General features: G+C 70.9%; 19 protein-coding genes. 9 read left to right on the forward strand and 10 right to left on the reverse strand.

Annotated elements, in window-relative coordinates; all coding sequences use genetic code 11:
- Nucleotides 1–57: 57 nt before the first annotated feature.
- Entirely contained in the window at nt 58–1020 is a 963-nt protein-coding gene (locus AB0B57_RS11390) for a helix-turn-helix domain-containing protein (RefSeq protein WP_357067905.1), read from the reverse strand.
- Between the two features lie 99 nt (nt 1021–1119).
- Here AB0B57_RS11390 and AB0B57_RS11395 point away from each other — a divergent pair, with 99 nt between their 5' ends.
- From AB0B57_RS11395 to folE, 4 genes are all read left to right on the forward strand, one after another.
- Nucleotides 1120–1308, forward strand: coding sequence for a hypothetical protein (locus AB0B57_RS11395; protein ID WP_357068465.1), 189 nt, complete (start codon nt 1120–1122; stop codon nt 1306–1308).
- A 100-nt stretch (nt 1309–1408) separates the two neighbouring features.
- Complete coding sequence (hpt, locus tag AB0B57_RS11400) at nt 1409–1984, forward strand: hypoxanthine phosphoribosyltransferase (RefSeq protein ID WP_179781302.1); 576 nt, start codon at nt 1409–1411, stop codon at nt 1982–1984.
- Nucleotides 1985–2459: 475 nt separating this feature from the next.
- Nucleotides 2460–4478, forward strand: coding sequence for an ATP-dependent zinc metalloprotease FtsH (gene ftsH / locus AB0B57_RS11405; RefSeq protein ID WP_357067907.1), 2019 nt, complete (start codon nt 2460–2462; stop codon nt 4476–4478).
- Nucleotides 4479–4513: 35 nt separating this feature from the next.
- The gene (folE, locus tag AB0B57_RS11410; protein WP_357068425.1) at nt 4514–5179 is read left to right on the forward strand and encodes a GTP cyclohydrolase I FolE; all 666 of its coding nucleotides are present in this window, start codon (nt 4514–4516) and stop codon (nt 5177–5179) included.
- Nucleotides 5180–5307: 128 nt separating this feature from the next.
- Here folE and AB0B57_RS11415 read toward each other — a convergent pair whose 3' ends face one another.
- Entirely contained in the window at nt 5308–6027 is a 720-nt protein-coding gene (locus AB0B57_RS11415; RefSeq protein ID WP_357067909.1) for a hypothetical protein, read from the reverse strand.
- A 28-nt stretch (nt 6028–6055) separates the two neighbouring features.
- Nucleotides 6056–8617 (reverse strand): FtsK/SpoIIIE domain-containing protein, encoded by a 2562-nt coding sequence (locus tag AB0B57_RS11420; RefSeq protein WP_357067911.1) that lies wholly within the window; start codon nt 8615–8617, stop codon nt 6056–6058.
- 195 nt (nt 8618–8812) lie between these two features.
- Between AB0B57_RS11420 and AB0B57_RS11425 the strand changes: the two genes are divergently transcribed.
- Nucleotides 8813–9367, forward strand: a complete 555-nt coding sequence (locus tag AB0B57_RS11425) for a hypothetical protein (RefSeq protein WP_357068427.1) — start codon at nt 8813–8815, stop codon at nt 9365–9367.
- Between the two features lie 6 nt (nt 9368–9373).
- Here AB0B57_RS11425 and AB0B57_RS11430 read toward each other — a convergent pair whose 3' ends face one another.
- From AB0B57_RS11430 to AB0B57_RS11460, 7 genes are all read right to left on the reverse strand, one after another.
- Nucleotides 9374–9973 (reverse strand): hypothetical protein, encoded by a 600-nt coding sequence (locus AB0B57_RS11430; protein WP_357067913.1) that lies wholly within the window; start codon nt 9971–9973, stop codon nt 9374–9376.
- A gap of 13 nt (nt 9974–9986) precedes the next feature.
- Nucleotides 9987–11090, reverse strand: coding sequence for a M23 family metallopeptidase (locus AB0B57_RS11435; RefSeq protein WP_357067915.1), 1104 nt, complete (start codon nt 11088–11090; stop codon nt 9987–9989).
- Nucleotides 11091–11158: 68 nt separating this feature from the next.
- Complete coding sequence (locus AB0B57_RS11440) at nt 11159–11707, reverse strand: hypothetical protein (RefSeq protein WP_357067917.1); 549 nt, start codon at nt 11705–11707, stop codon at nt 11159–11161.
- Nucleotides 11708–11711: 4 nt separating this feature from the next.
- A complete protein-coding gene (locus AB0B57_RS11445; protein WP_357067919.1) occupies nt 11712–13667 on the reverse strand; it encodes an MFS transporter in 1956 nt (651 codons plus the stop codon).
- Between the two features lies 1 nt (nt 13668).
- Nucleotides 13669–17148, reverse strand: a complete 3480-nt coding sequence (locus AB0B57_RS11450) for an ATP-binding protein (RefSeq protein ID WP_357067921.1) — start codon at nt 17146–17148, stop codon at nt 13669–13671.
- 211 nt (nt 17149–17359) lie between these two features.
- A complete protein-coding gene (locus AB0B57_RS11455) occupies nt 17360–17722 on the reverse strand; it encodes a hypothetical protein (RefSeq protein ID WP_007466101.1) in 363 nt (120 codons plus the stop codon).
- 13 nt (nt 17723–17735) lie between these two features.
- Nucleotides 17736–18050: a hypothetical protein gene (locus tag AB0B57_RS11460; protein ID WP_074315118.1), complete on the reverse strand. Its 315-nt coding sequence runs from the start codon at nt 18048–18050 to the stop codon at nt 17736–17738.
- A 354-nt stretch (nt 18051–18404) separates the two neighbouring features.
- Here AB0B57_RS11460 and folP point away from each other — a divergent pair, with 354 nt between their 5' ends.
- Genes folP through AB0B57_RS11480 form a run of 4 tightly spaced genes read left to right on the forward strand, consistent with a single transcriptional unit; the run spans nt 18405 to nt 20749 of the window.
- Nucleotides 18405–19301 (forward strand): dihydropteroate synthase, encoded by an 897-nt coding sequence (gene folP, locus AB0B57_RS11465; protein ID WP_357067923.1) that lies wholly within the window; start codon nt 18405–18407, stop codon nt 19299–19301.
- On the forward strand, nt 19298–19666 hold the full coding sequence (gene folB, locus AB0B57_RS11470) for a dihydroneopterin aldolase (RefSeq protein WP_357067925.1): 369 nt from the start codon (nt 19298–19300) through the stop codon (nt 19664–19666). Before folP ends, folB begins: the two co-directional genes overlap by 4 nt.
- Nucleotides 19663–20190, forward strand: a complete 528-nt coding sequence (folK, locus tag AB0B57_RS11475) for a 2-amino-4-hydroxy-6-hydroxymethyldihydropteridine diphosphokinase (protein WP_357067927.1) — start codon at nt 19663–19665, stop codon at nt 20188–20190. Before folB ends, folK begins: the two co-directional genes overlap by 4 nt.
- A gap of 19 nt (nt 20191–20209) precedes the next feature.
- Nucleotides 20210–20749, forward strand: coding sequence for a DUF3180 domain-containing protein (locus tag AB0B57_RS11480; protein WP_357067929.1), 540 nt, complete (start codon nt 20210–20212; stop codon nt 20747–20749).
- The last annotated feature ends 77 nt before the right edge of the window (nt 20750–20826 follow it).

A 20826-nucleotide genomic window follows, 5' to 3' on the forward strand; every position in this document is an offset into this window, starting at 1 on the left:
TGCATCGGTCGGCCGCCTGCCCGGGTCATCCAGCGGTACGAGCCGGTGCCGAGGGCCTCAGCCGCTGTGCGCCCGGTCCCGGAAGGTGGTCCGGTAGCTGTGCGGGGTGGCGCCCACCCGGCGGGTGAAGTGGTGGCGTAGCGCCGCGGCGTCGCCGAAGCCGCACTGGTCGGCGACGGCCTCCACGCTCAACGGGGTCTCTTCGAGCAGCCGCCGGGCGAGCAGCACCCGTTGGTTGGTGAGCCAGTCGTGTGGGGTGGTGCCGGTCTCGGCGCGGAACCGGCGGGCGAACGTGCGTGGTGCCATGCCGACGCGGGCGGCCAACTCCTCCACGGTGGTCGTTCGGTCCAGGTGCCCCATCAGCCACTCCAGCACCGGCTCCAGGGTGGGGGCCTCGGGCGCCTTCGGGATGGGTGCCTCGACGTACTGGGACTGGCCGCCGTCGCGGTGCGGTGGGACCACCATCCGCCGGGCCAGCCGGGTCGCGGTGGCCGAGCCGTGTTCCTGGCGGATCAGGTGCAGGCAGGCGTCGATGCCGGCGGCCGTGCCGGCGCTGGTGAGCAGCCGGCCGTCCTGGACGTAGAGCGAGTTGCAGCGCACCCGGGCGCGTGGGTGCCGGCGTTGCAACTCGTCCACGTACCGCCAGTGGGTCGTGCACTCCCGGTCGTCGAGCAGCCCGGCCTCGCCGAGCAGGAAGGCTCCGGAGCAGACGCTGAACAGGTGCGCTCCGCGGGCGTCGGCCCGCCGTAGCGCGTCGAGCACCGGGCTGGGGACGCTGGTGCCCTGGCTGTGCGCGGGAATGGCCACCAGGTCGGCCTCGTCCACCGGGCCGAGGTCGGCGTGCGGGGTGAGGTGGAAGCCGGACGAGGTACGCACCGGAGCGCCGCCCGGGCTGCACACCTGGAAGCGGTAGCCGGGAAAACCGTCGGCGGTCCGGTCGGTGCCGAACACCTCGGCGAGCACGCCGAGCTCGAAGGGGGCGACCTGGTCGAGGGCGAGAACGGCAACGGATCGGAGCATGTGACGAGGGTAACCCCAGTGGTGGCAGTAAATCGATGCTTAGTGGCATCACTGCCACTGTCCGATCGGGTCGAGTGGTCGGAGACTGGTGTCAGTCCGGTGCGCACCGGCGGCGAAACCGACAGCAATCATGCGAAAGCGAGCGCCGCCATGGAGTTCCTGTTCTTCCTCCTGTTCCTCGTCCTGCTCGTCGCCGCCTCGGCGGCCGGCCTCACCGCCGACAGTCACGATTCGGCCGACTGGAAGCCCAGCGACGGCGGTCGCCGCTGGCGGTCACGCACCAACTGATGCGATTAGCATCATTTGCCCAGAAAATCCCGGGCGGGACCGCGCCAAAAGGTGCGGCCCCGCCGACGGAGGCCATCCGACGTACGGCAGGCTAGGAGTCATGGCTGACGGCTCCTGGTACGACGCCGACATCGACCACGTGATCATTTCGGAGGCGCAGATCCGCGAGAAGACGGCGGAGCTGGCCAAGCAGGTCTCCGCCGACTACTCCCACGTGACTGACGGCCTGCTGCTGGTCTGCGTACTCAAGGGCGCGGTGATGTTCATGGCCGACTTCGCCCGGGCGCTGGGCCGCAACGGCCCCCCGGCCGAGCTCGACTTCATGGCCATCTCCTCGTACGGCCAGGGCACCACCTCGTCCGGGGTGGTCCGCATCCTCAAGGACCTGGACCGGGACATCGCCGGTCGGCACGTGGTGGTCGTCGAGGACATCGTCGACTCCGGGCTCACGCTCTCCTGGCTGCTGCGCTACCTGGAGTCCCGCTCCGCGGCGAGCGTCGAGGTCGTCGCGCTGTTCCGCAAGCCGGACGCGGTCAAGGTGCCGGTCCCGGTCAAGTACGTCGGCTTCGACATCCCCACCGAGTTCGTCGTCGGCTACGGCCTGGACTTCGGTGAGCGCTACCGGGAGCTGCCCTACGTCGGGGTGCTCAAGCCCGAGGTCTACGCCCGCTCCTGACGCCCGCCGCGACCCTCCGGGCGGGGCCCGGGGGAGCGTGAGGTCGACTCGCATCGGCACCCATCAAGCCGACGTTCAGCGCGCTCTCAGCTGTTGCGACTACCGTGGACCCGGTGGCCCGGAGGTTACTCCGCGCCCGACCCCTCTCGGCCGCTCGACCGGGCCGCCAGGCGGCCGGGCCGGACTCCCCGCCACGCCGGTTTCAGCCGGACCCGCCGTACGCGGGTCGCGGGGCTGGTGGGCCTGCCCACGGTGCGTGCCATCGATATCAAAGGTGCGCCCAGTGCGGGGCTCGCGAGCTCGCTCCTCGCGTACACGGTGTACCGTCGAATGACCGCGGCGCGGCAGTTTTCGCGCCTCGGGGGTCGAGGCCGCCCCGCATGGCAGCTCCGGCCGCCGCTCACCGCGGCGACACCAATCAGATGGTCAGGACGTCGATCAGGAGGATGCGGGCGCTCCGGCGCTCGACAACAGTATGGAACGTACGCGTTTCTTCCGCCGACCGGTGGTCTGGATCATCCTGGTCATCCTCGGCGCAGTTGTGCTCAGTCAGCTGTTCACCGCTGGTCCCAGCTACCACCGCGTGGACACTTCCGTTGCGCTCGATCAGCTCCACACCGCCAAGATCAACAAGGTGGTCTTCCAGGACAAGGAGCAGACGCTCCAACTGGACCTGGCCCAGAAGACCAAGTTCGGCAAGACCGAGACCAACAAGATCGAGGCTCAGTTCCCGTACCAGGTCGGCGACGAGATCTGGAACGAGGTGCTGGACGCCAAGGCGGCCAACCGCGTCACCGGTCCGGCCGACGCCAAGGTCTCCTCGGACAGCATCTGGGTGAGCCTGCTGGTCAACCTGCTGCCGATCGCGTTGCTCGTCCTCCTGCTGCTGTTCTTCATGTCGCAGATGCAGGGCGGCGGCTCCCGGGTGCTCAACTTCGGCAAGTCCAAGGCGAAGATGATCACCAAGGACACTCCGAAGACGACCTTCGCGGACGTCGCGGGTGCCGATGAGGCCGTGGAGGAGCTGCACGAGATCAAGGACTTCCTCCAGAACCCCGCGAAGTACCAGGCTCTGGGCGCCAAGATCCCGAAGGGTGTGCTGCTGTTCGGCCCACCCGGCACCGGCAAGACGCTGCTGGCCCGCGCGGTCGCCGGCGAGGCCGGGGTGCCGTTCTACTCGATCTCCGGCTCCGACTTCGTGGAGATGTTCGTCGGTGTCGGCGCCAGCCGAGTCCGCGACCTCTTCGAGCAGGCCAAGACCAACGCCCCGGCGATCGTCTTCGTCGACGAGATCGACGCCGTCGGCCGGCACCGTGGCGCCGGCATGGGCGGCGGTCACGACGAGCGCGAGCAGACGCTCAACCAACTGCTCGTCGAGATGGACGGCTTCGACACCAAGGGCGGGGTCATCCTGATCGCGGCCACCAACCGGCCGGACATCCTCGACCCCGCGCTGCTGCGCCCGGGCCGGTTCGACCGGCAGATCCCGGTGGACGCCCCCGACATGGAGGGCCGCAAGGCCGTCCTGCGGGTGCACGCCAAGGGCAAGCCGTTCACCCCCGACGTCGACCTCGACGCGGTGGCACGGCGCACCCCGGGCTTCAGCGGCGCCGACCTGGCCAACGTGATCAACGAGTCCGCTTTGCTCACCGCTCGCAAGGACCAGCGGGCGATCAGCAACGACTCGCTCGAAGAGTCGATCGACCGGGTGGTCGCCGGTCCGCAGCGTCGGACCCGCGTCATGAGCGACCAGGAAAAGAAGATCACCGCGTACCACGAGGGTGGCCACGCGCTTGTCGCCTGGGCGCTGCCGCACGCCGCACCGGTGCACAAGGTGACGATCCTGTCCCGTGGTCGCTCGCTGGGCCACACCCTGGTGCTCCCGACCGAAGACAAGTACACCCAGACCCGCGCCGAGATGATCGACACCCTGGCGTACGCGCTGGGCGGCCGGGCCGCCGAGGAGCTGGTCTTCCACGAGCCCACCACCGGTGCCGGCAACGACATCGAGAAGGCCACCCAACTGGCCCGCGCGATGATCACCCAGTACGGCATGAGCTCCAAGCTCGGCGCGATCAAGTACGGCACCAGCGGAGACGAGCCATTCCTCGGCCGCAACATGGGCCACGAGCGGGACTACTCCGACTCGGTGGCCGCCGAGATCGACGGCGAGATGCGGGCACTTGTCGAGCTGGCGCACGACGAGGCCTGGGAGATCTTGGTCGAATACCGGGACGTCCTGGACAACATCGTGCTCGAGCTGATGGAGAAGGAAACCCTCTCCACGGCCGACATGGCGCGGATCTGCTCCCGGGTGGTCAAGCGCCCGCCGCTGGCGCCGTACAACGGCTTCGGTAAGCGCCAGCCCTCCACCGAGCCGCCCGTGCTCACCCCTGCGGAGAAGGACAAGCTCAAGGCGCAGGCCCAGGCCGACGGCGCGCAGGCGTCCGTCGGTGGCGGGGCGCCGTCCAACAACTCGGACGGTACGCACTGAGCGACGACTCGACGGCCAGCTCCCCCCACCGGGAGCTGGCCGTCTCCGCGACCGAGCCCGACGGCGACGACGGGCTGGACTACGTTGCCGCCCGGTTGATCAGCGGCCGGTTGACCGGCCGTCCCGTCGAGGACGCCGTCGACCTGGGCCGCATCGAGAAGGCCGTCCGGGAGATCCTCATCGCGGTCGGCGAGGACCCGGACCGCGACGGGCTCCAGCAGACCCCGGCCCGGGTCGCCCGCGCGTACGCCGAACTCTTCGCCGGCCTGCGCGTCGACCCGGCCCAGGTGCTCAAGACCACCTTCGAGGCCAACCACGAAGAGCTGGTGATCGTCCGGGACATCGACGTGATGAGCCTCTGCGAGCACCACCTGCTGCCGTTCCGCGGCAGCGCGCACATCGGCTACATCCCGGGCCCGGACGGGCGGATCACCGGCCTGTCCAAGCTGGCCCGGTTGGTCGAGGTCTTCGCCCGCCGGCCCCAGGTGCAGGAGCGGCTCACCTCGCAGGTCGCCGACCTGCTGATGGACAAACTCGCCCCACGCGGCGTCGTCGTCGTGCTCCAGTGCGAGCACATGTGCATGGCGATGCGCGGCATCCAGAAATCCGGTGCCCAGACCATCACGTCAGCGGTGCGCGGCGTCCTGCAGTCGGACTCCAAGTCCCGTGCCGAGGCGATGGCGTTGATCATTCCCCGCTGACGTTCCGATGCACGACGGCCGGCCGACCCCTTCCAGGGGCGGCCGGCCACTGCGTTCCGACCCGTCCCCGGCGGATGCATCCGCCTGCCGTCCCCGGCCAGCCGGCCTGTCCCCGGCGAGCCGGCGGATCAGCCGGCGAGCAGGACCAGCAGCAGGCCTGCCGTTACCAGCACCGCCGGCACCAGGCACACCAGCGCGCCGAAGCGCACCGTCCGGTCCAGTCGCTCGGCGGGGCTCACGCGGAACAACCGCCCAATGCCCACCCAGCCGGCGACGAACGCGACAGCCGGCATCGGCAACCCACAGATCAACGCGGACACACTTGCCGCTCCCACTCCTGTCGCCGCGTACACCGCGATCTGGATCAGCGGCACCACCAGCGCGAACGGCCCGTACACCAGCAGGTTGCGCAGCCGCGCGGGCCAGGACCCCGGTCGGAACCGGCGCCGCGCGGCCAGGGCCGCGTCGGCCGCCTCGGCCCGGCCCCGCGCGACCCGCAGCGCCGCCAGCACGGCCGCCGGGCCGCCCGCCATCGACCGGGACGCCTCGCTCAGCTCCGGCGGCGACGGCACCAGGGAAATCGCTGGTACGCCCAGCTCACGCAGCCGTTCCTGCTGGCTCGCCAGCCCGGTACGGACCACCGTCAACTCCTCCCGGGCGGTCTCCGCCGACCGGGCCTGCTCGCCGGCGGCGGCAGCCGCACTGCGGCGTACCCCGTCCAGTTGGCGGGCCGCGGCCAGGTATTCCGCCCAGGCCGAGCTGGGCTCGACCGTCGCCTGCGTGGCGTCCTCGTTCGCCGCGGGGACCCGCTGCCGCCCCGGCCCGGTCACCGTCGCCTTCGGACCCATCTCGACACCCCCTGCCCGCGCCACCGGATCACCCGGCCTCGTCGGCGAACGGCACCAGGACCGTGCCCCGCTCGTCCGGACCGTCCCAGAGCACCGCCCGGTCGGGCCGGCCCCGCCACTCCACCGCCCGCCCGAAGACCGCGGTGAGCTGCGCGACCGGCACGTCCAGCACGACCACGGCGGCCAGCTTGTCGATCTCGCCAGCTGGTTCGAGCAGTGCGGCGAACGGCGGCACCGCACGCCACCAGCCCAGCAGGTGCCGGCCAGTCGGCGGCCCGTCCCGCAGCAGCGCACGAAGCCGGTCCACCGGCAACTCCCGCGGGCCCGGCCGGTCCAGACCGAAGACCACCAAATACGTCGGCAGGTCGTCGGCCGGATCCGCGAGCAGCGTCGGCACATCCACCAGCTCCGCCGAATGCCGGGTCGCCAGCTCCGCGGTCAACGCCTCCGCCAGTGCCCGGGCGCCCGGGTCGGGTGCCGCCACCAGGAAACGGGCGGTGCCCGGCGCATGATGGTCCGCGGTGCTGCGAGCTGCCGTCGCCAACAGCCCGCCCGCCGCCGCACCCGATCCGAGCACCGCGAGATTGCGGCCCGCGGCCGGCCCCAACGGTACGGCGACCGTCGAACGGGCCACGTCCACTGCGCGGCCCAGCAGGGCGGCCGGCCCGTGCGACTGCCCCGCCAACGCGGCCCGGTGCCGCGGATCGTTGCCGAGCAGAGGGCGGGCGTACCCGGCGAAGACGACCGGCGGCACCGACCCGGCCGGACGGGCCTCCCACAGCTCGTGCCGAAGCCCTTCCACCACCTGCGGGTGATCCTGCGGATCGGGGTGCCGGATCAGCCGTTCGTGACCTCGGATCGCGCCCCGGGGGCCGCCGAGCCCGCCGGCAGTGTTCACCACCGCACTGCCCACCGGCAGGCCCGCGGCCGAGTCGTTCGTCGGCTCCAGCACCGGACTGCCGCCCGGCAGCGCCACCCGCACCGGAAACTGCCCGAGCACCGAATCCCGATGCCCCTTCTCCGCGCGGGCACTCAACCCCAGCTCGCCCGCACCGGCCAACACCAGGTGCACGCCGTATGCCCGTCCGGCCCGAGCCAGCCCGTCCAACTGGGCGGCCACCTCGGCGGCCAGCCGGTCCCGCTCGGCGAAGAGCAGCGGCACATTATCCAACACGCATACGATCCGGGGCAGCGGCTGATGCTGACGCAGCTCGGCGAAGCGTTGGCCGCCGGCCCGCGCCCCAGCCTCCGCCCTGCGCTGCACCTCGGCTGTCAACTCGTCGAGCAGGTCCCGCACGTACTCCCGATCGGCGGCCATCGCCGCCGCACGCACCTGCGGAATCCACGACCGGTCCCGCTCGGTCTGCAGAAACTCCACGAACGACTCACCGTCGCCGAGATCCACCAGGTAGAGCATCAGCTCGTCCGGGCCGTAACGGGCGGCGAGTCCAAGCATCGCGGTGGTCAGGAACGCCGCGCGACCCGCCGCGGACCGCCCACTGACCAGCCAGTGCGGGGTCAGCTCGGTGAAGCCCAGCGGCACCGACCGCCCGCCGGCATCACCAACCGTGGTGGTCAGCCCGTCCGTGGAGTCCGACTCCCACAGCCGGTCGCCCGTCGGCGGCAGCAACGCCGCCAACCCCAACCGCGAGCCGGCCTCCACCTGCTCGGCAAGCCGCCGACAGACCGCGTCGACCAGGTCAGCCGGCGGGTCCGACTCCACGAAGACCGGTGAGTTCAATCCGCCCGGCGGATCCGCCCCCGGACCGGCAAAGGACGCCGACGGCGGGTCACCGAGCAGCGCGTACGAGTTGCGCAGCGCCAGCGGTGTGCTGTGCGGCAGCGGTGCCCGAACCGCGTGCGGACCGGCCGGAGGCCAGCCCGCCACCATCAGGTGCAGGCCGGCGGCAGGCCCCTGCTCGGCCAGCGCCTCGATCCGCGCCAGATCGGTCGGGCCGGTCGACTCCGGCAGAGCGGCGAACACGAGCAACAGCGTGCGGTCGTGGCGGCGTCGCCCACTCGCCCCCGGCGTGATCCACTGCTCCGCCTCCGTCAGCACCGCACGCAGACCCGCCACATCCACCGCCGGCGGCGGCAGCAGGCCAGCATCAGCGAGCGCTCCGAACGGGGTCAGCGCGGCACCCGTGGCATCCACCGCGCGAATCAACAACGCGCCCGCCGGCGTCGCGGCCAACAACCGGAGGAGTACGGATCGGAGCAAGCCGGCCACCCGTGGCTCCCGAGCGTCGGCGTCCACACTCAGGTGACCCGTGCCGACAAGTGGCACCAACGCGGGAAAGCGGGCGTCGTCCAACGGTGCCGCCGTGCCGACCCGGACGAACGGCGGCGGGCCGTCACCCGCCGGCGAGTCCACGGTGAGGGAATCCAACGCGGCGCCCGACCAGCCCGGGGCCAACCGCGCGGCGACCGCCCGAAGGCGATCGGCAAGCTCGTACTGGCGGCGCTGGTCGGCAGGGGCCGGCCGCGTCTCGTCCAGGATCCCGGCGGCAGCGGTCGCGACAGCCGCCGCCCGGCGATGCAGAGCCGCGGCGCGGTTCGTGCGTGACTTCGGACCGGCCACCGCGTCCACCCCCTCTGCCCGAGGTTGGCAACCCCTCCCCGAGCAGAGACGGTATCCCAGTCGAGGCTGCTCCTCCGGGAGGTGCCACGGCGCTGCGCCGGTGATGTCGTGGATCTCACCGATGGGTAGGGGTCCGTCACGATCCGCTGGATCTGAGGCATTGGCTCCGGGCCGTCCAGCCGATAACGTCAGGAGGTGGAATCAGTGCAGCCCCCCGCCGGTTCCCAGGTCTCCCGCGTACCGGCCCAGCGGACACCACCCGAGCAGCTGCCGCCCGCCCCAGGGCCGCCAGAGTCGCAGCCGCCGCGCCGCCGAATGCGCACGGTGCTCACGGTCGTCGCCGGGGTGCTCGCGCTGCTCTGCCTCGGCGGGCTCGTCACGGGCCTCGTTCTCTACCACCGCGCATCCGCCCCGGACCGTAGTACACCGGACGTGGCGGTGGCCGGCTTCATCCAATCATTCCTGGCGGACCGTAACGACGCGAGGGCAAGCGAGCTCCTTTGTGAGACTGATGCAGATTTAGATGATTTGCGCCTTCTACGGGAAGATCTGTTAACGCGTGAACAGCGCTTTAACGCGACGATCTCAACGAGTTGGGAGGACATCAATATTCAGCGGCAGGGTGATCTCGCCAACGTCGAGGTTGACCTCATTCTCTCGGCCTTCGTCGACGGGATATCGCAGAGCGATCGCCAACGATGGCGATTTGAGACTCGCCACCAAGATGGCTGGCGTGTGTGCAAAGCGGAGCGAGCTTAGGCGGCCTCATTCAATCCACAGGAGATGGACCGGTACTTCCAAAGTAGTGGGTGGCTGCCCGCGCCAGGCCCAGCGGTACCACTCCACCTCGGGAGTGATCCGCACGCAGATGTCCCCCTCGGCGCCAGAATAGATCTCGGTGACCGCTCGGAGATCACGGCGCTCAAGACCGCCTTCGACGTGCACCACGCGCCGCCCGGTGACCGCGTCCGCCTCGAAGACGGGTGTGGGGGCCCGATGTGCCGGCCCGTCCAGCGAAACCAACCGGATGCCGCTGTCCCGAGGGCTGTCCTCGGCTTTCCGGTCGCCGACCGATTCCACCCAGACCCGCTCCACGGGCACCAATGGCGCGAACACCTCGACCTGGTCGGCTTCGGCCCGGTACCACTCGTACTCGGGGATCACGGGCACATAGGTCCGGGCGCTCTGGACCACCCGGTCGTCCGCGCGCAGGTCGCCACGCCAGCCCAACCCCGGCAGCCCGACCAGCACCCGATGTCCGCGCAACTCGACCCGCTCTGTCGCGGGAACGATGGCCAACGGCCGAGGTGGCCGGGGCGCCCAGTCCGGCTGGTCGGCGAACGGGTCCGGCAACGGTCCGGTCATGCCCGTGGTGGCCTTACTCAGCGCCGCGCAGCGGGGCGCCACGCTGGCGCATGAACGGGACCGGGTTCACCGCGCCTGAGGCGTGGCGGTTGTTGCGCAGGTGTACTTCGAAATGCAGGTGCGGGCCGGAGGAATTGCCGCTGCTGCCGACCTTTCCGATCACCTCGCCGGCCGCCACCATCTGATCTAGGTCGACGAAGGGCTGAACCACCATGTGGCAGTACCGGGTGATGTAGCCACCGGCGTGCAGCAGGTCGACGTACCAGCCACAGCCCTTCTTGCCAGGGAACCCGTCCACGTCGCAGTCCTGCCGGCCACGGTAGTCCTCATCGCAGGTGGAGACCAGCACACGACCAGCCGCAGCGGCCCGGATCTCGGTGCCCTTGGCCGCGCCGATGTCGACGCCGTCGTGGCCGGGTCGGCTCGCGGTGCGGAACCCGGAGCCGACCTTGCCAGGAATCGGTGCGGTCCAGCCGGAGGCCGCGATCTGGCCGTGCTCGGCCGCGTCGCAGACCGCCTTACTGTTGACTTCGACAGTGCGGGCAGCGCCGCCGGACAGCGCGTCTACGATCCGGCTGGCGAGTTCCTCGTGTTTGGCGTACGCGTCCGGGTACGCGCTGATCTGCACCCGCTGCGCGGCTACGCTCAGCGGTTGGCGCTGCCAACTTCCCACCTTGACAAGCTTCTCGTAGAACTTCCGTGCCGCGTATGCAGGGGTCAATCGTTCGGCTACCGTGCCCCACCCCGGTCGCTGCTGGAACAGGCCCAGCGAGTCGTGGTCCGCACCGACGCCCTCGTGCGCCAGAGCCAGGGATGCAGGGACCCTGCTGTTCGCCAGGTTGCGAAGGGCTGACTCCTGCATCGCTGTGGCGACAGCAACCACCCAGCCTCGCGGGGGAACGCCCATGTCTTGGCCGACCTTGATGATGATCGCGGCATTGCGGATCTGGGTGTCGCCGTACTCGGTGAATCGCGGTAGCTTGCCCGTCATGTCCACCGCTCGGACCGGCCCGCACGCCAAGCCTGCCAAGGTGTCCCCGGGTTCGGCGTCGTCACCGCCAAGCCCGGTGAGGAAGAACGCGGCGGTGCCGCCGGCGCAACAGAGCAGAAGCAGCATTCCGGTAAGCGCCGCGGCGATCACACCGAGCCGAACAGGTCGGCTGCGGGACGGGTTGCCAACATTGTTCACGGCCGCTCCCAGTCCAACGCATCGACCAGCCAACCCCCATCGGAGGTGACCAGCTCCAGCCGGAGCCGGCCGGAATCAAGAGGGAGCAACATCTCGACGAAGGTCTCGGTCCGTTCCTGCATGGTTGGAGGGCCGGTGACCTTCTCGGCGGGCACGCTCTCGGGCTCAGCGCCTGTCAGCTTCTCCCTCAGCGCCGGCGTGGAGAGCGGCTGTAGGCCAGCTTGCCACTGATCGGCGGTCATCCCGGGGCGGCCCAGCCAGGCCGCCGCGAAGCGGTCGGCGGTCTGTTCGGGAGTGCGGGCACCCGGCGACGTCACGGGTGATGGCAGAGCCCCACTGTTGAGCAGGCCGTCGTCGCCAGTTGTCGGGTCCACGGTCGTGATCGGCCCATCCGGTCGGCTGCTTAACCCGTCCGCCGAGTCAACCGGGTGGGAGATCAGTCGGGCCCCCCCGAGTACGCCGACGACGACCAGTCCGATTGCCAGCGCAATGCCCAGCCGCGACCGCAGCGCCCGGGTGAAGAGGAACTCCAACGCCCGTCGCATGATCTCACCTCGCTTCTGAGCGCACCCGAGGTGCGGTGCGATCCGGCACACGTTCGGTAGAGCCCGGTCGGTAGACCACGAACGACGGGCTCTCCGCAGGTACATCGGGCTCGGTCCAGGTTGCCGGCTGTCGTCGCCGGGGTTGCGGGGCGACCGGGCGGCCCCCACCCGTCGTCTCCTCCGGCGGTGCCTCGTCGGCCCGTTCTCGACCGTCGGGGCGCGCGGCGTCTGCTCGTCGGCCCTCGGTTGCCGCAGCTGGTACCGGGGCAGCATCCTCCCGCCGGGCCTCTGGGCGCAGTCGGGTCTGCTCGGCGTCGGGCGACCGTCGACGTCCGCCCACTGGCTCGGCCGTGCCGCCCGGCTCTGCCACGTCCAGCCGTGCGGCGGTCCGCATGTCGCGGAAGAACCGACGGTGCCAGGACCCGGCCGAGCCGATCGCTTCGCTGCTGTCCTTGCCCCCCAGTTGAGTGATCCGCCGGTACGGCCGCAGCAGCAGCCAGCCGACCACTCCGCAGAGCCAGACCAGCACCACCTGAAGCCATCCCGGCAGCGTGGGGGTGCTCATGATCAGGTCGACGGCGAAGAGATAGATGGCGGCCCCGGTGCCGAAGATGGCGATGTTGAACACCGCAGCGACCACGGCGTTCGCCAACCGGCGCAGGCCTGCGCTGGCCGGCCGCAGCAGACCGATGGTGCCCAGAATGGGTGCCGCGATCACCGCCCACCGGAAGATCAGGAAGCCCAGCAACACCAGCACCGACGCCGTCAGATCGAACATCGCGAAGAGTACGGCCGCGAGCATCGCGATGAATCCGGAGCCGATTCGGTCCATGTCGCGGGCTCCCGTCAGAAACTCGTACGCCTCCGGGTCCTCGGTCTTGATCTGCGCCGCGACCGTCATCCACTGCTGCTGCTTGGTCTTTGTGACCAAATCACGAGTAGCGGGATTAGAGCGGGTTGATTCCGCCTCACCCCAGCTCAGCGACTTGGCGTCGTATAGTGCCCTGCCGTACTTCTTGGCGGTCTCGCTGTCGGCCGAGCCGAGTACACCGCGCAGCCAGTTGCGGTAGAGCATCGCCTCAGTAGCGGTGTCGCTGGCCCGTACGGCCGGCGGCCGCTTGTCGACACAAGCATCCGGATTGGGGAGCACACACTTGTCGGCAGGAATGTCCCTGGACGCCGGGCCTAGAGCGTCGTGCACGACGCCGAGAGAGGTGATCAGGGTGCCATCGGCAATGTTCGCCGACTTGACCGGCCAGGCGGCCAACGCGGTGACCGCCACCATCACTAGTAGAGCCCACCCTGCCGTCGTCATCGCGTTACTCATGTCTGACTGGCGGGAGCGCCAGAGTAGGTAGAGACCCACCACGCAAAGCGTGACGATGCCGAAGACGCTGAACACTTTCTGATAGATGGCCTTGGTGGCCTTCTCTACTAGCGGGTCGGCCCAATTCCACATCGTGCGTGGGTCCCATGCCCGTTCGCGCAGCGCGTTTGAAGCACCGACGACCGCTGTGGCCATCATGAGCTCACCGTTGGCAACCGTGGTGGTGAACTTGTAGTCCGGATGGAGGACGGTGGAAGCGCAGCCGCCGTCAACGTCATAGGTGTTGTAGCTGTAGCCGCCGTAGCCGTAATCGCTGTAGATGCCCTTGGGGCCGGGCAACTTGGATGAGTCCGGGCGGGAGGCGAACCAGCCGGCGAGGCCCGAATCGGGGGCGGAGGGTACAGGGGGCTTGAGGCACTCGATCTCACCCTGGCTGACCTGCTTCAACTTGCCCACGCAGGCGCGGAAGTCGGCCTGCCATTCGGCGGTCGTGCAGAGGTCGGCGCGGGCCTGGGCGACGGGCGGTGCGGCGACTGCGGTCCCCCCGCCGAGCAGCGGCCAGGTGACGGTGGCCCCGGCCAGTACGCCGAGGGCGAGCAGGAACGACGCGATCCTTGCCCAAGCCCTCGCCATGTCACGCCTCCAGGTCTGGCAGGGGAATGCTCGGCAGCACTCCGGCCGCTGCGGCGATCGCGGCGGGCGTCGTGTCGAGGTGGTCCAGCAGCCCTTCGACGTACGAGACGTCGACGCGGACCTTCTGCACTCGGCCGTCGACGTCACGCATCACGAACTCGCGGAAGCCGAGGCGGCTGGACGAGCTGGTGTCGGCGGCGGAGAGTGCGGCGAGGGTGGCTTCGTACCCGTCGTTGACCGGCACCCGCAGCAGCCGCAGCGCTTCGGAGGCGATCTCGGCGTCCTCGGCGATCCGGCCGACGAAGACGGTGGAGACCAGGTTTTGCACGTCGAGGCCGAGGATGTCGCGGGGGTTCTGCGAGGCGACCAGCGCGGCGAGGTTCCATTTGCGGGAGTCTCGGGCGAGCCGGACCAGGAAGGAACGCCCGGATCGCCAGCCCTCCATGAAGTGGGCCTCGTCCAGGCCGACGAGTTTGCGCGACGACATCGACCCGCCGTAGCAGCGGCGGACGGCGAGCCGGTGTGCGGTGTGCAGCATCGGCAGCGCCAGGGCCTCCTCGGCCGACCAGTACTCCCGTTCGATCTTCAGGTCGGGCAACCGCAGGCCGGCCATGGTGATCACGGTGAGTGCGGCGTCGGCGCCGAGCAGCCCCTCCGGTGGCCGGCCGAAGAACAGCATCGCCAGGGGCATCTCGGCGGTGTCCAGCAGGAGGTTGGCCAGCTCCTTGCCGGCGTCGTCGTCGAGACGGCCGAGGCAGCTCACCACGTCGTCCAGGGTGGACGTCTCCTCGGCGGGAACCTGACGGACCGCGTGCCGGAACAGGGTGGCGGTTGACGCTTCGCGGGCCACCTGCGGCGGCACGAGCATCATGCAGATGTCCTGGACCAGCATCCGCCGCTCGGCTCGGGCGTTGGAGACGGCGATCTCGAACTCGCGGTCACCGGAGGCCCCGGTGCCGAACTCGCTGCGCAGCGGCGTCGGGATAAGCGAGTAGGGGGCCAGGGTGCCGTGTTCCGAGCCGGTCAGGTTCAACACCCGGGAGTACGGTCGCAGCTCGGGCATCGCGCACAGTCGGGCCAGCGGCCCGGACGGGTCGAGCAGGGTCACCTGGACACCTCGGCGGGCGGCCAGGTAGCCCAGTGCGCCGAGCAGGGTCGACTTGCCACCGCCCGGTTCGGCGACGAAGACCGCGAGCCCGGAGCGTTCCCGGACCTCCATGGGGAAGTGCAGGTCGAGAAAGACCGGGCGACGGCAGGTGCCGGCGGTCCGGCCGATCAGGTCACCCCGGCGGTCGCCCACGTTCGAGGCGGCCTGGGGAAGCGCGGCGGCGAGCAACGGCACCGGCATGCGGCGGACGTAGCCGGTGTTGGCGATCGGCTCGCCGGGGATGAACTCGCGGGCCAGCCAGTCCTGGTTCTTCGGGTGCTGCAGGGAGATGCGCAGCTCCCGGGAGTAGAGCTGGATGAGCCGGCGGGCGCGCTCCAGACACTCTTCCCTGGTCCGGCCGCCGACGGCGATGCGGTGCCAGCCGTGTGCACGGGCCGAGTCGACGGGCAGGCCGGTGGTCATCTCGTCGCCGATCACCAGCGCGCGCTTGGCCAGCCGCTCCAGCTCCGGGGGTGCGTCGATGCCGTGCTCGGCGTAGTCGAGTTGCTGCGAGCGGATCATCCGCAGCCGGTGTTCGAGATTGCGGAAGGAGTCGCCGGAGCCGAGGATGTCGACGCGGGTGGAGATCTCCATCGGCCAGGGCAGCCGCTCGTGGAAGTGCAGCCAGGGCTCGTGCCGCTCGGGAATCTCCAGTGGCTCCATCCGGCCCACGGCGAGCACGGCGACGTGCCGTTCCTCGCCGGTCATCCGGTTGACGAGTTTCACCGTCGAGCCGTACGGGGTGCGGTAGCGCTCGACCTGTTCGGTGAGGGCGAGCAGGTCACCGCGCTCCCAGCGCCCGTCGGTGACCGGGGAGAGCGTGCCGGGCGGTGCCATGCACAGCGCCACCGAGCGGTAGAGGAGCCACTCCAACTCCTGGGCGGTGACCCGCCGGCCGCGCATGCCGAACGCGCCGAGCACCTCGTCGAACTGCTCCACGGTGCGGCCCAGCTTGCGGCGTTCGCCCTCGGCGGTGCCCCGGCCGAAGGTGCGTAGCAGGCGTTCGGTGAGCGAGTCGCCGAGGGAGCGCCGGGCGAAGGTGACGCCCAGGTAGGTCTGCCCCTCGGCGTGGTTGACAGCCATCAGGTGCCGCTGGGCGGCGACCAGGTGATCGGCCCAACTGGTGGTGCCGGGCACGTCGGCGAGGGGTGCGTGGGTGTGTGCGTCGATGGTGCGCGCCCACTCGTCGGCGGGGAACGGCCGGGTGGTGCGGCGCAGGTGCAGCCGGAAGCCCGCCAGGCCGGCGTACTGCTCGGAGATGGCCGACAGCAGCGCTTCCCGCTCGGCGTCCGGCCGGAATGCCCAGCGGACCTCGGGCAGCCAATACCAGGCGGTGACGGTGTTGGGGGTGAAGGTCAGGTGGCCGGCGATCTCGGTGATCGCCAGCTCGACCGACGGGTCCCGATCCCCGAACTTGATCTTCGGGGCGCGGACCCGGGTTGGCTTGGTGGGTCGGTCCGGTCGGCTGGCGGCGCGCTGCCGGGGCGGGGCGATCTCCCGCCCGCTCGGCTCGGTGCCGGAGTCCTCGGGTCGGTCCGAGTCGGTGGCGCGGCGTCCCGTGCCCTCCAGCGCCGGCCGGTCCGTGCGGCCGGCGCTGGGCGGCTGCTCGGCCGGGGCCGGTTGAGCTGCCGGTCGGCCGGACTGGGGTGCTGGCCGGCTGAGTGGCGCGGCCGTGGAGCGGCTGCCCGGCGTGGTGCTCGCCGGGCCGCTGCCCGGACCGGTGCCCGCCGGTGGTCTGACCGGACCGGTGCTCGCCGGTGGTCTGACCGGACCGGTGCTCGCCGGTGGTGTGGTGGGGGCGGGGTCGGGCTCATCCGACGGACGGAGCATCGGCAGCCGATCGCCGGCCTGGTGCGGCACCCGGGACTCGCTGGCCGGGTGGCCGCCGCCGTGTCGTGGCTCGACGGACCGGCGGCCGCTGCGGGGCTGGTCGTCGGGCGTCCACGGTGGTTCGAGCTCGGGAACCGGGCGGGCCGGTGCCGGGCTGGCCGTCGGCGGCTGGGCCGGGATCGCCGGCTGCTCCCGGGTGCCCGGGCCGGCCGGCAGGGCTCGCGCGGCGTTGGGTCGTGCCCCGCCGAACAGGTCCAGGAAGGGGGAGTCGATGTCGGCGTTCTCGCCGGCCGAGACCGCACTGGGCTCGGCGGGTGGTGTCCGGCGGGGGACCGGCCGGGGTGCCTGGAACACACCCACCGCGCCGTGGCCGGGCGACGTCACCAGCGCGGGATCGAGCGCCACCTCGTCCTCGTCTTCGGCGTAGTCGAACGATTGCGCACGGTGACCGGCCGGCACGGCCGAGTGGCCGGCCGGGGGACCCGGCGTGGACGAGCGACTCATACGACAGCCCTCGAAACCGGCGGAAGGCTGGCCAGCCTGCGGCGGGCCCGAACGACGACCGGCGGCGTTGCGGTTTCGCCCGGATACGACACCGGTATCCAGACGAAACCGCGCCTTGCCGGATCGCCGCCCGGGCTCCGCCTCGGCTCGACCGCCCTTGTGAAACAGGCCCTGCCCGCGTCGTGCCACGGACCGATCGGCGTACGCCCGGTCATGCCAGCTCCTCCCGGATCCTGATCCGGCTGCCGACCAGGCGCGGGTCGCGCTGCTCGATCGCCGGCTCCCGAGTGCGTCGCCAGTCGGTCAGCGCGGTGCGGATGACCACCCGCGCCGGCCGGTCGGGGTCGACGTGCCGGAAGATGAACGACGTGGTCACGATGGCGAGCGCGATCTCCCAGGCCGGGAAGAGCTCGACCGTCAACGTGAACAGCCAGTGGATGAACATGTAGAGGGGAACCAGGAGCATGAAGAGCCCGTACTGGGCGTAGGGCAGGTGGACCGGAAGGGTGTAACCGGGCGGCCCGAGGTAGACCAGGCGGGCCCGGTAGATGTCGTCGTCGGTGCGCAGCCGCATCTGGTGAACGCGCCTATTCGAAGATCAGGTCGATCAGGTAATCGCCGACGAAGAAGAGTGTTGCCGCGCCGGCGATGAAGGCGAGCCCGACGATCGCGATCGCGGAGCTGGTCAGCACCTTGGAGATCTCGCCCCGGCTGGCCCGGCCGATGAAGATGACGCCCAGGACGGCCAGCAGGATCGGCGCGATCTTGCTGGCGAAGAAGGTGACCACACTGTTGGTGTCGATCCCCTTCGGTGCCGGCTCGGCGAGCGGAGTCGACGCCAGGGTGGAGAGCGCGTGGGCGACGCCGGACGACGCCGTCTCCATGAGCTCGAAGGCGATCACTGGAACCTCCCCATAGCGCGGCCGGCGGTGCCGCGGCGGTGCAAAAGGCGAGCCTGGCGGAAATCTGCTCCACAGGGCGCAGCGTTCTTGACCCTGCGTTCGTTACTCACCACGTAGCGTGGCGAGGTTTGGGCGGATTTTTCCCGCTTCGGCCCTCCCTCCAAGCTTCGCCATCTCGATGCTGGCCAATTCCAAAGCGTACGGGCCGCCCCGGATTGCGACAAGCCGCGAAGAGGCTGCCCGATGCTGCCCGGATGACCGATCGTACACCTGTTCTAATCAGCACGTCAGGGTTGGTCGGGGGAGCCGACCCGGGTCGATTGGCGCCGCCGCCGCGACCGGTACCGTCTAGTCGTGACCGATCTGGTGCGGGCCTCGGGCCCGGTGGTGATGGGCGTCCTCAACGTCACACCGGACTCCTTCTCCGACGGCGGACGGTACGCCGACCTCGACTCGGCCGTCGGACACGGCGTCCGTCTGCGCGACGCCGGTGCACACCTGGTCGACATCGGCGGTGAGTCGACCCGGCCGGGTGCCGAGCGCATCGACGCCGCGACCGAGGTGGCCCGGGTATTGCCGGTCATCCGCGAGCTGACCGCCGCCGGGGTGGCGGTCAGCATCGACACCAGCCGCGCCCGGGTGGCGGAGGCCGCCCTGACCGCCGGGGCGGCGGTGGTCAACGACGTCTCCGGTGGGTTGGCCGACCCGGACATGGCCCGCGTGGTCCGCGACGCGCACTGCCCCTGGGTGTTGATGCACTGGCGTGGCCACTCCCGCGCGATGCGCGAGCTGGCCCACTACACCGACGTGGTGGCCGACGTTCGGGCCGAGCTGGCCCAACGGATCGACGCGGCGCTGGCCGCCGGGGTTTCCGCTGATCGGATCATCGTCGACCCGGGGCTCGGTTTCGCCAAGACCGCCGCGCACAACTGGGAACTCAGCGCCCGTCTGCCGGAGCTGCTGGACCTCGGTTGCCCGCTGCTCTTCGGGGCCAGCCGCAAGTCGTACCTCGGCGGGTTGCTCGCGGCCCCGGACGGCACCCCACGACCGACCGCCCAGCGGGAGGCGGCCACGGTGGCCACCAGCGTGCTCGCGGTCGCCGCGGGAGCCTGGGGCGTCCGCGTGCACGACGTGCGGGCCACCGCCGACGCCCTGGCGGTCTGGGTCGCGACCGGCAGCCCGCGCCTGGCCGTGCCGCCGCACGACAAGGAGCGGGCACGACACGATCACGAGCAGGAGGTACGGCGATGACGACCGACCGGATCCAGCTGACCGGCCTGCGGGCCCACGGCCGACACGGGGTGTACGACTTCGAGCGGGCCCAGGGACAGGACTTCGTGGTCGACGCCGTCCTCGAAATGGACCTGGCTCCGGCGGCGGCCAGCGACGACGTCACCGACACCGTCCACTACGGCGAGTTGGCCGAACGCCTGGTCGCGGTGGTGACCGGCGAGCCGGTGAACCTGATCGAGACGCTGGCCGATCGACTCCTCGCGGTCTGCCTGGCCGACGGGCGGGTGGGCACCGCCACGATCACCGTGCACAAGCCGGAGGCCCCGGTGCCGCACACGTTCACCGACGTGGCCGTCACCATGACCCGGACGCGGGCCCAGTGACCAGGGCGGTGCTGTCGCTCGGCAGCAACCTGGGCGACCGGCTGGGCCACCTGCGCACGGCGGTCACGTCGTTCGGCGACGCCGTACTCGTGCTCTCCGGGGTGTACGAGACTCCACCGTGGGGCGACGCCGACCAGCCCGCGTACCTCAACGCGGTGCTGCTCGCCCAGGACGCGACGGCGACCCCGCGCGACTGGCTGGAGCGGGCCCGCGCCGCGGAGCGCGCGGCCGGCCGGGTGCGTGACCCGCAGCGGCGGTTCGGGCCGCGCACCCTCGACGTGGACGTGATCGCGGTCTGGGGCGACGACGACGAGCCGGTGCTCAGCGACGACGACGAGCTGACCCTGCCGCACCCCCGGGCGCACCTGCGCGCCTTCGTGCTGCGGCCGTGGATCGACATCCAGCCGTACGGTCGGCTGCCCGGTCACGGCTGGTTGACTGACCTGCTCACCACCGGCCCCGCGGCGGCCGACGCGCTGGAACTGCGTCCCCGGCCGGAGTTGGCGTTAGAGTCGACGTCATGACCGAGCGGAGTCGGCCGGCATGACGCAGGCGAAGTCCCCACCACCGGGCGGGTCCGACCCGGATCGGTCCCGGATGGGCCCCACCCGGATCTCGACACTGGTCGTGGCCGCCCTGGCCGCGGCGGCGGTGGCCTGGCTGCTGATCAGCTCCCTCTACTACAGCGGCATCCCCCGGCTGCCCTGGCTGCCGGTGGTGACGCTGGCCGGGCTGGCCGTGCTGGAGGCGTACGCCGCGATCAACACCCGGGGCCGGATCGAGCGCAAGCCCGGTCGGGACGCGGTCAACCCACTGCTGGTCGCCCGTTTCGTGGTGTTGGCCAAGGCGTCGGCGCTGGCCGCGGCCATCTTCGCCGGCTTCTACGCGGGGCTTGCCGGCTGGCTCTTCATGGAAACCACCCGCGCCGCCCTGGACGATCGTCCGGCCGCCGGCGGGGGCCTGCTCGCCTCGCTGGCTCTGGTGGGTGCCGCGCTGTGGTTGGAGCGCTCCTGCCGGGTGCCGGAACGCCCGGACGACGAACGCGAGCAGGACCCACGGGAGAGCCGTCCCGGCCAGCGCTGAGCAGGGGGTTACGCCCGGCTCCGGGCGCGGGTACGGTGCCTGCGATCGGAGAGCAAGGGCCGCCCACGGTCCGTCCG

Origin of the sequence: Micromonospora sp. NPDC049101 (assembly GCF_040648675.1) — a bacterium.
GTDB lineage: Bacteria > Actinomycetota > Actinomycetes > Mycobacteriales > Micromonosporaceae > Micromonospora.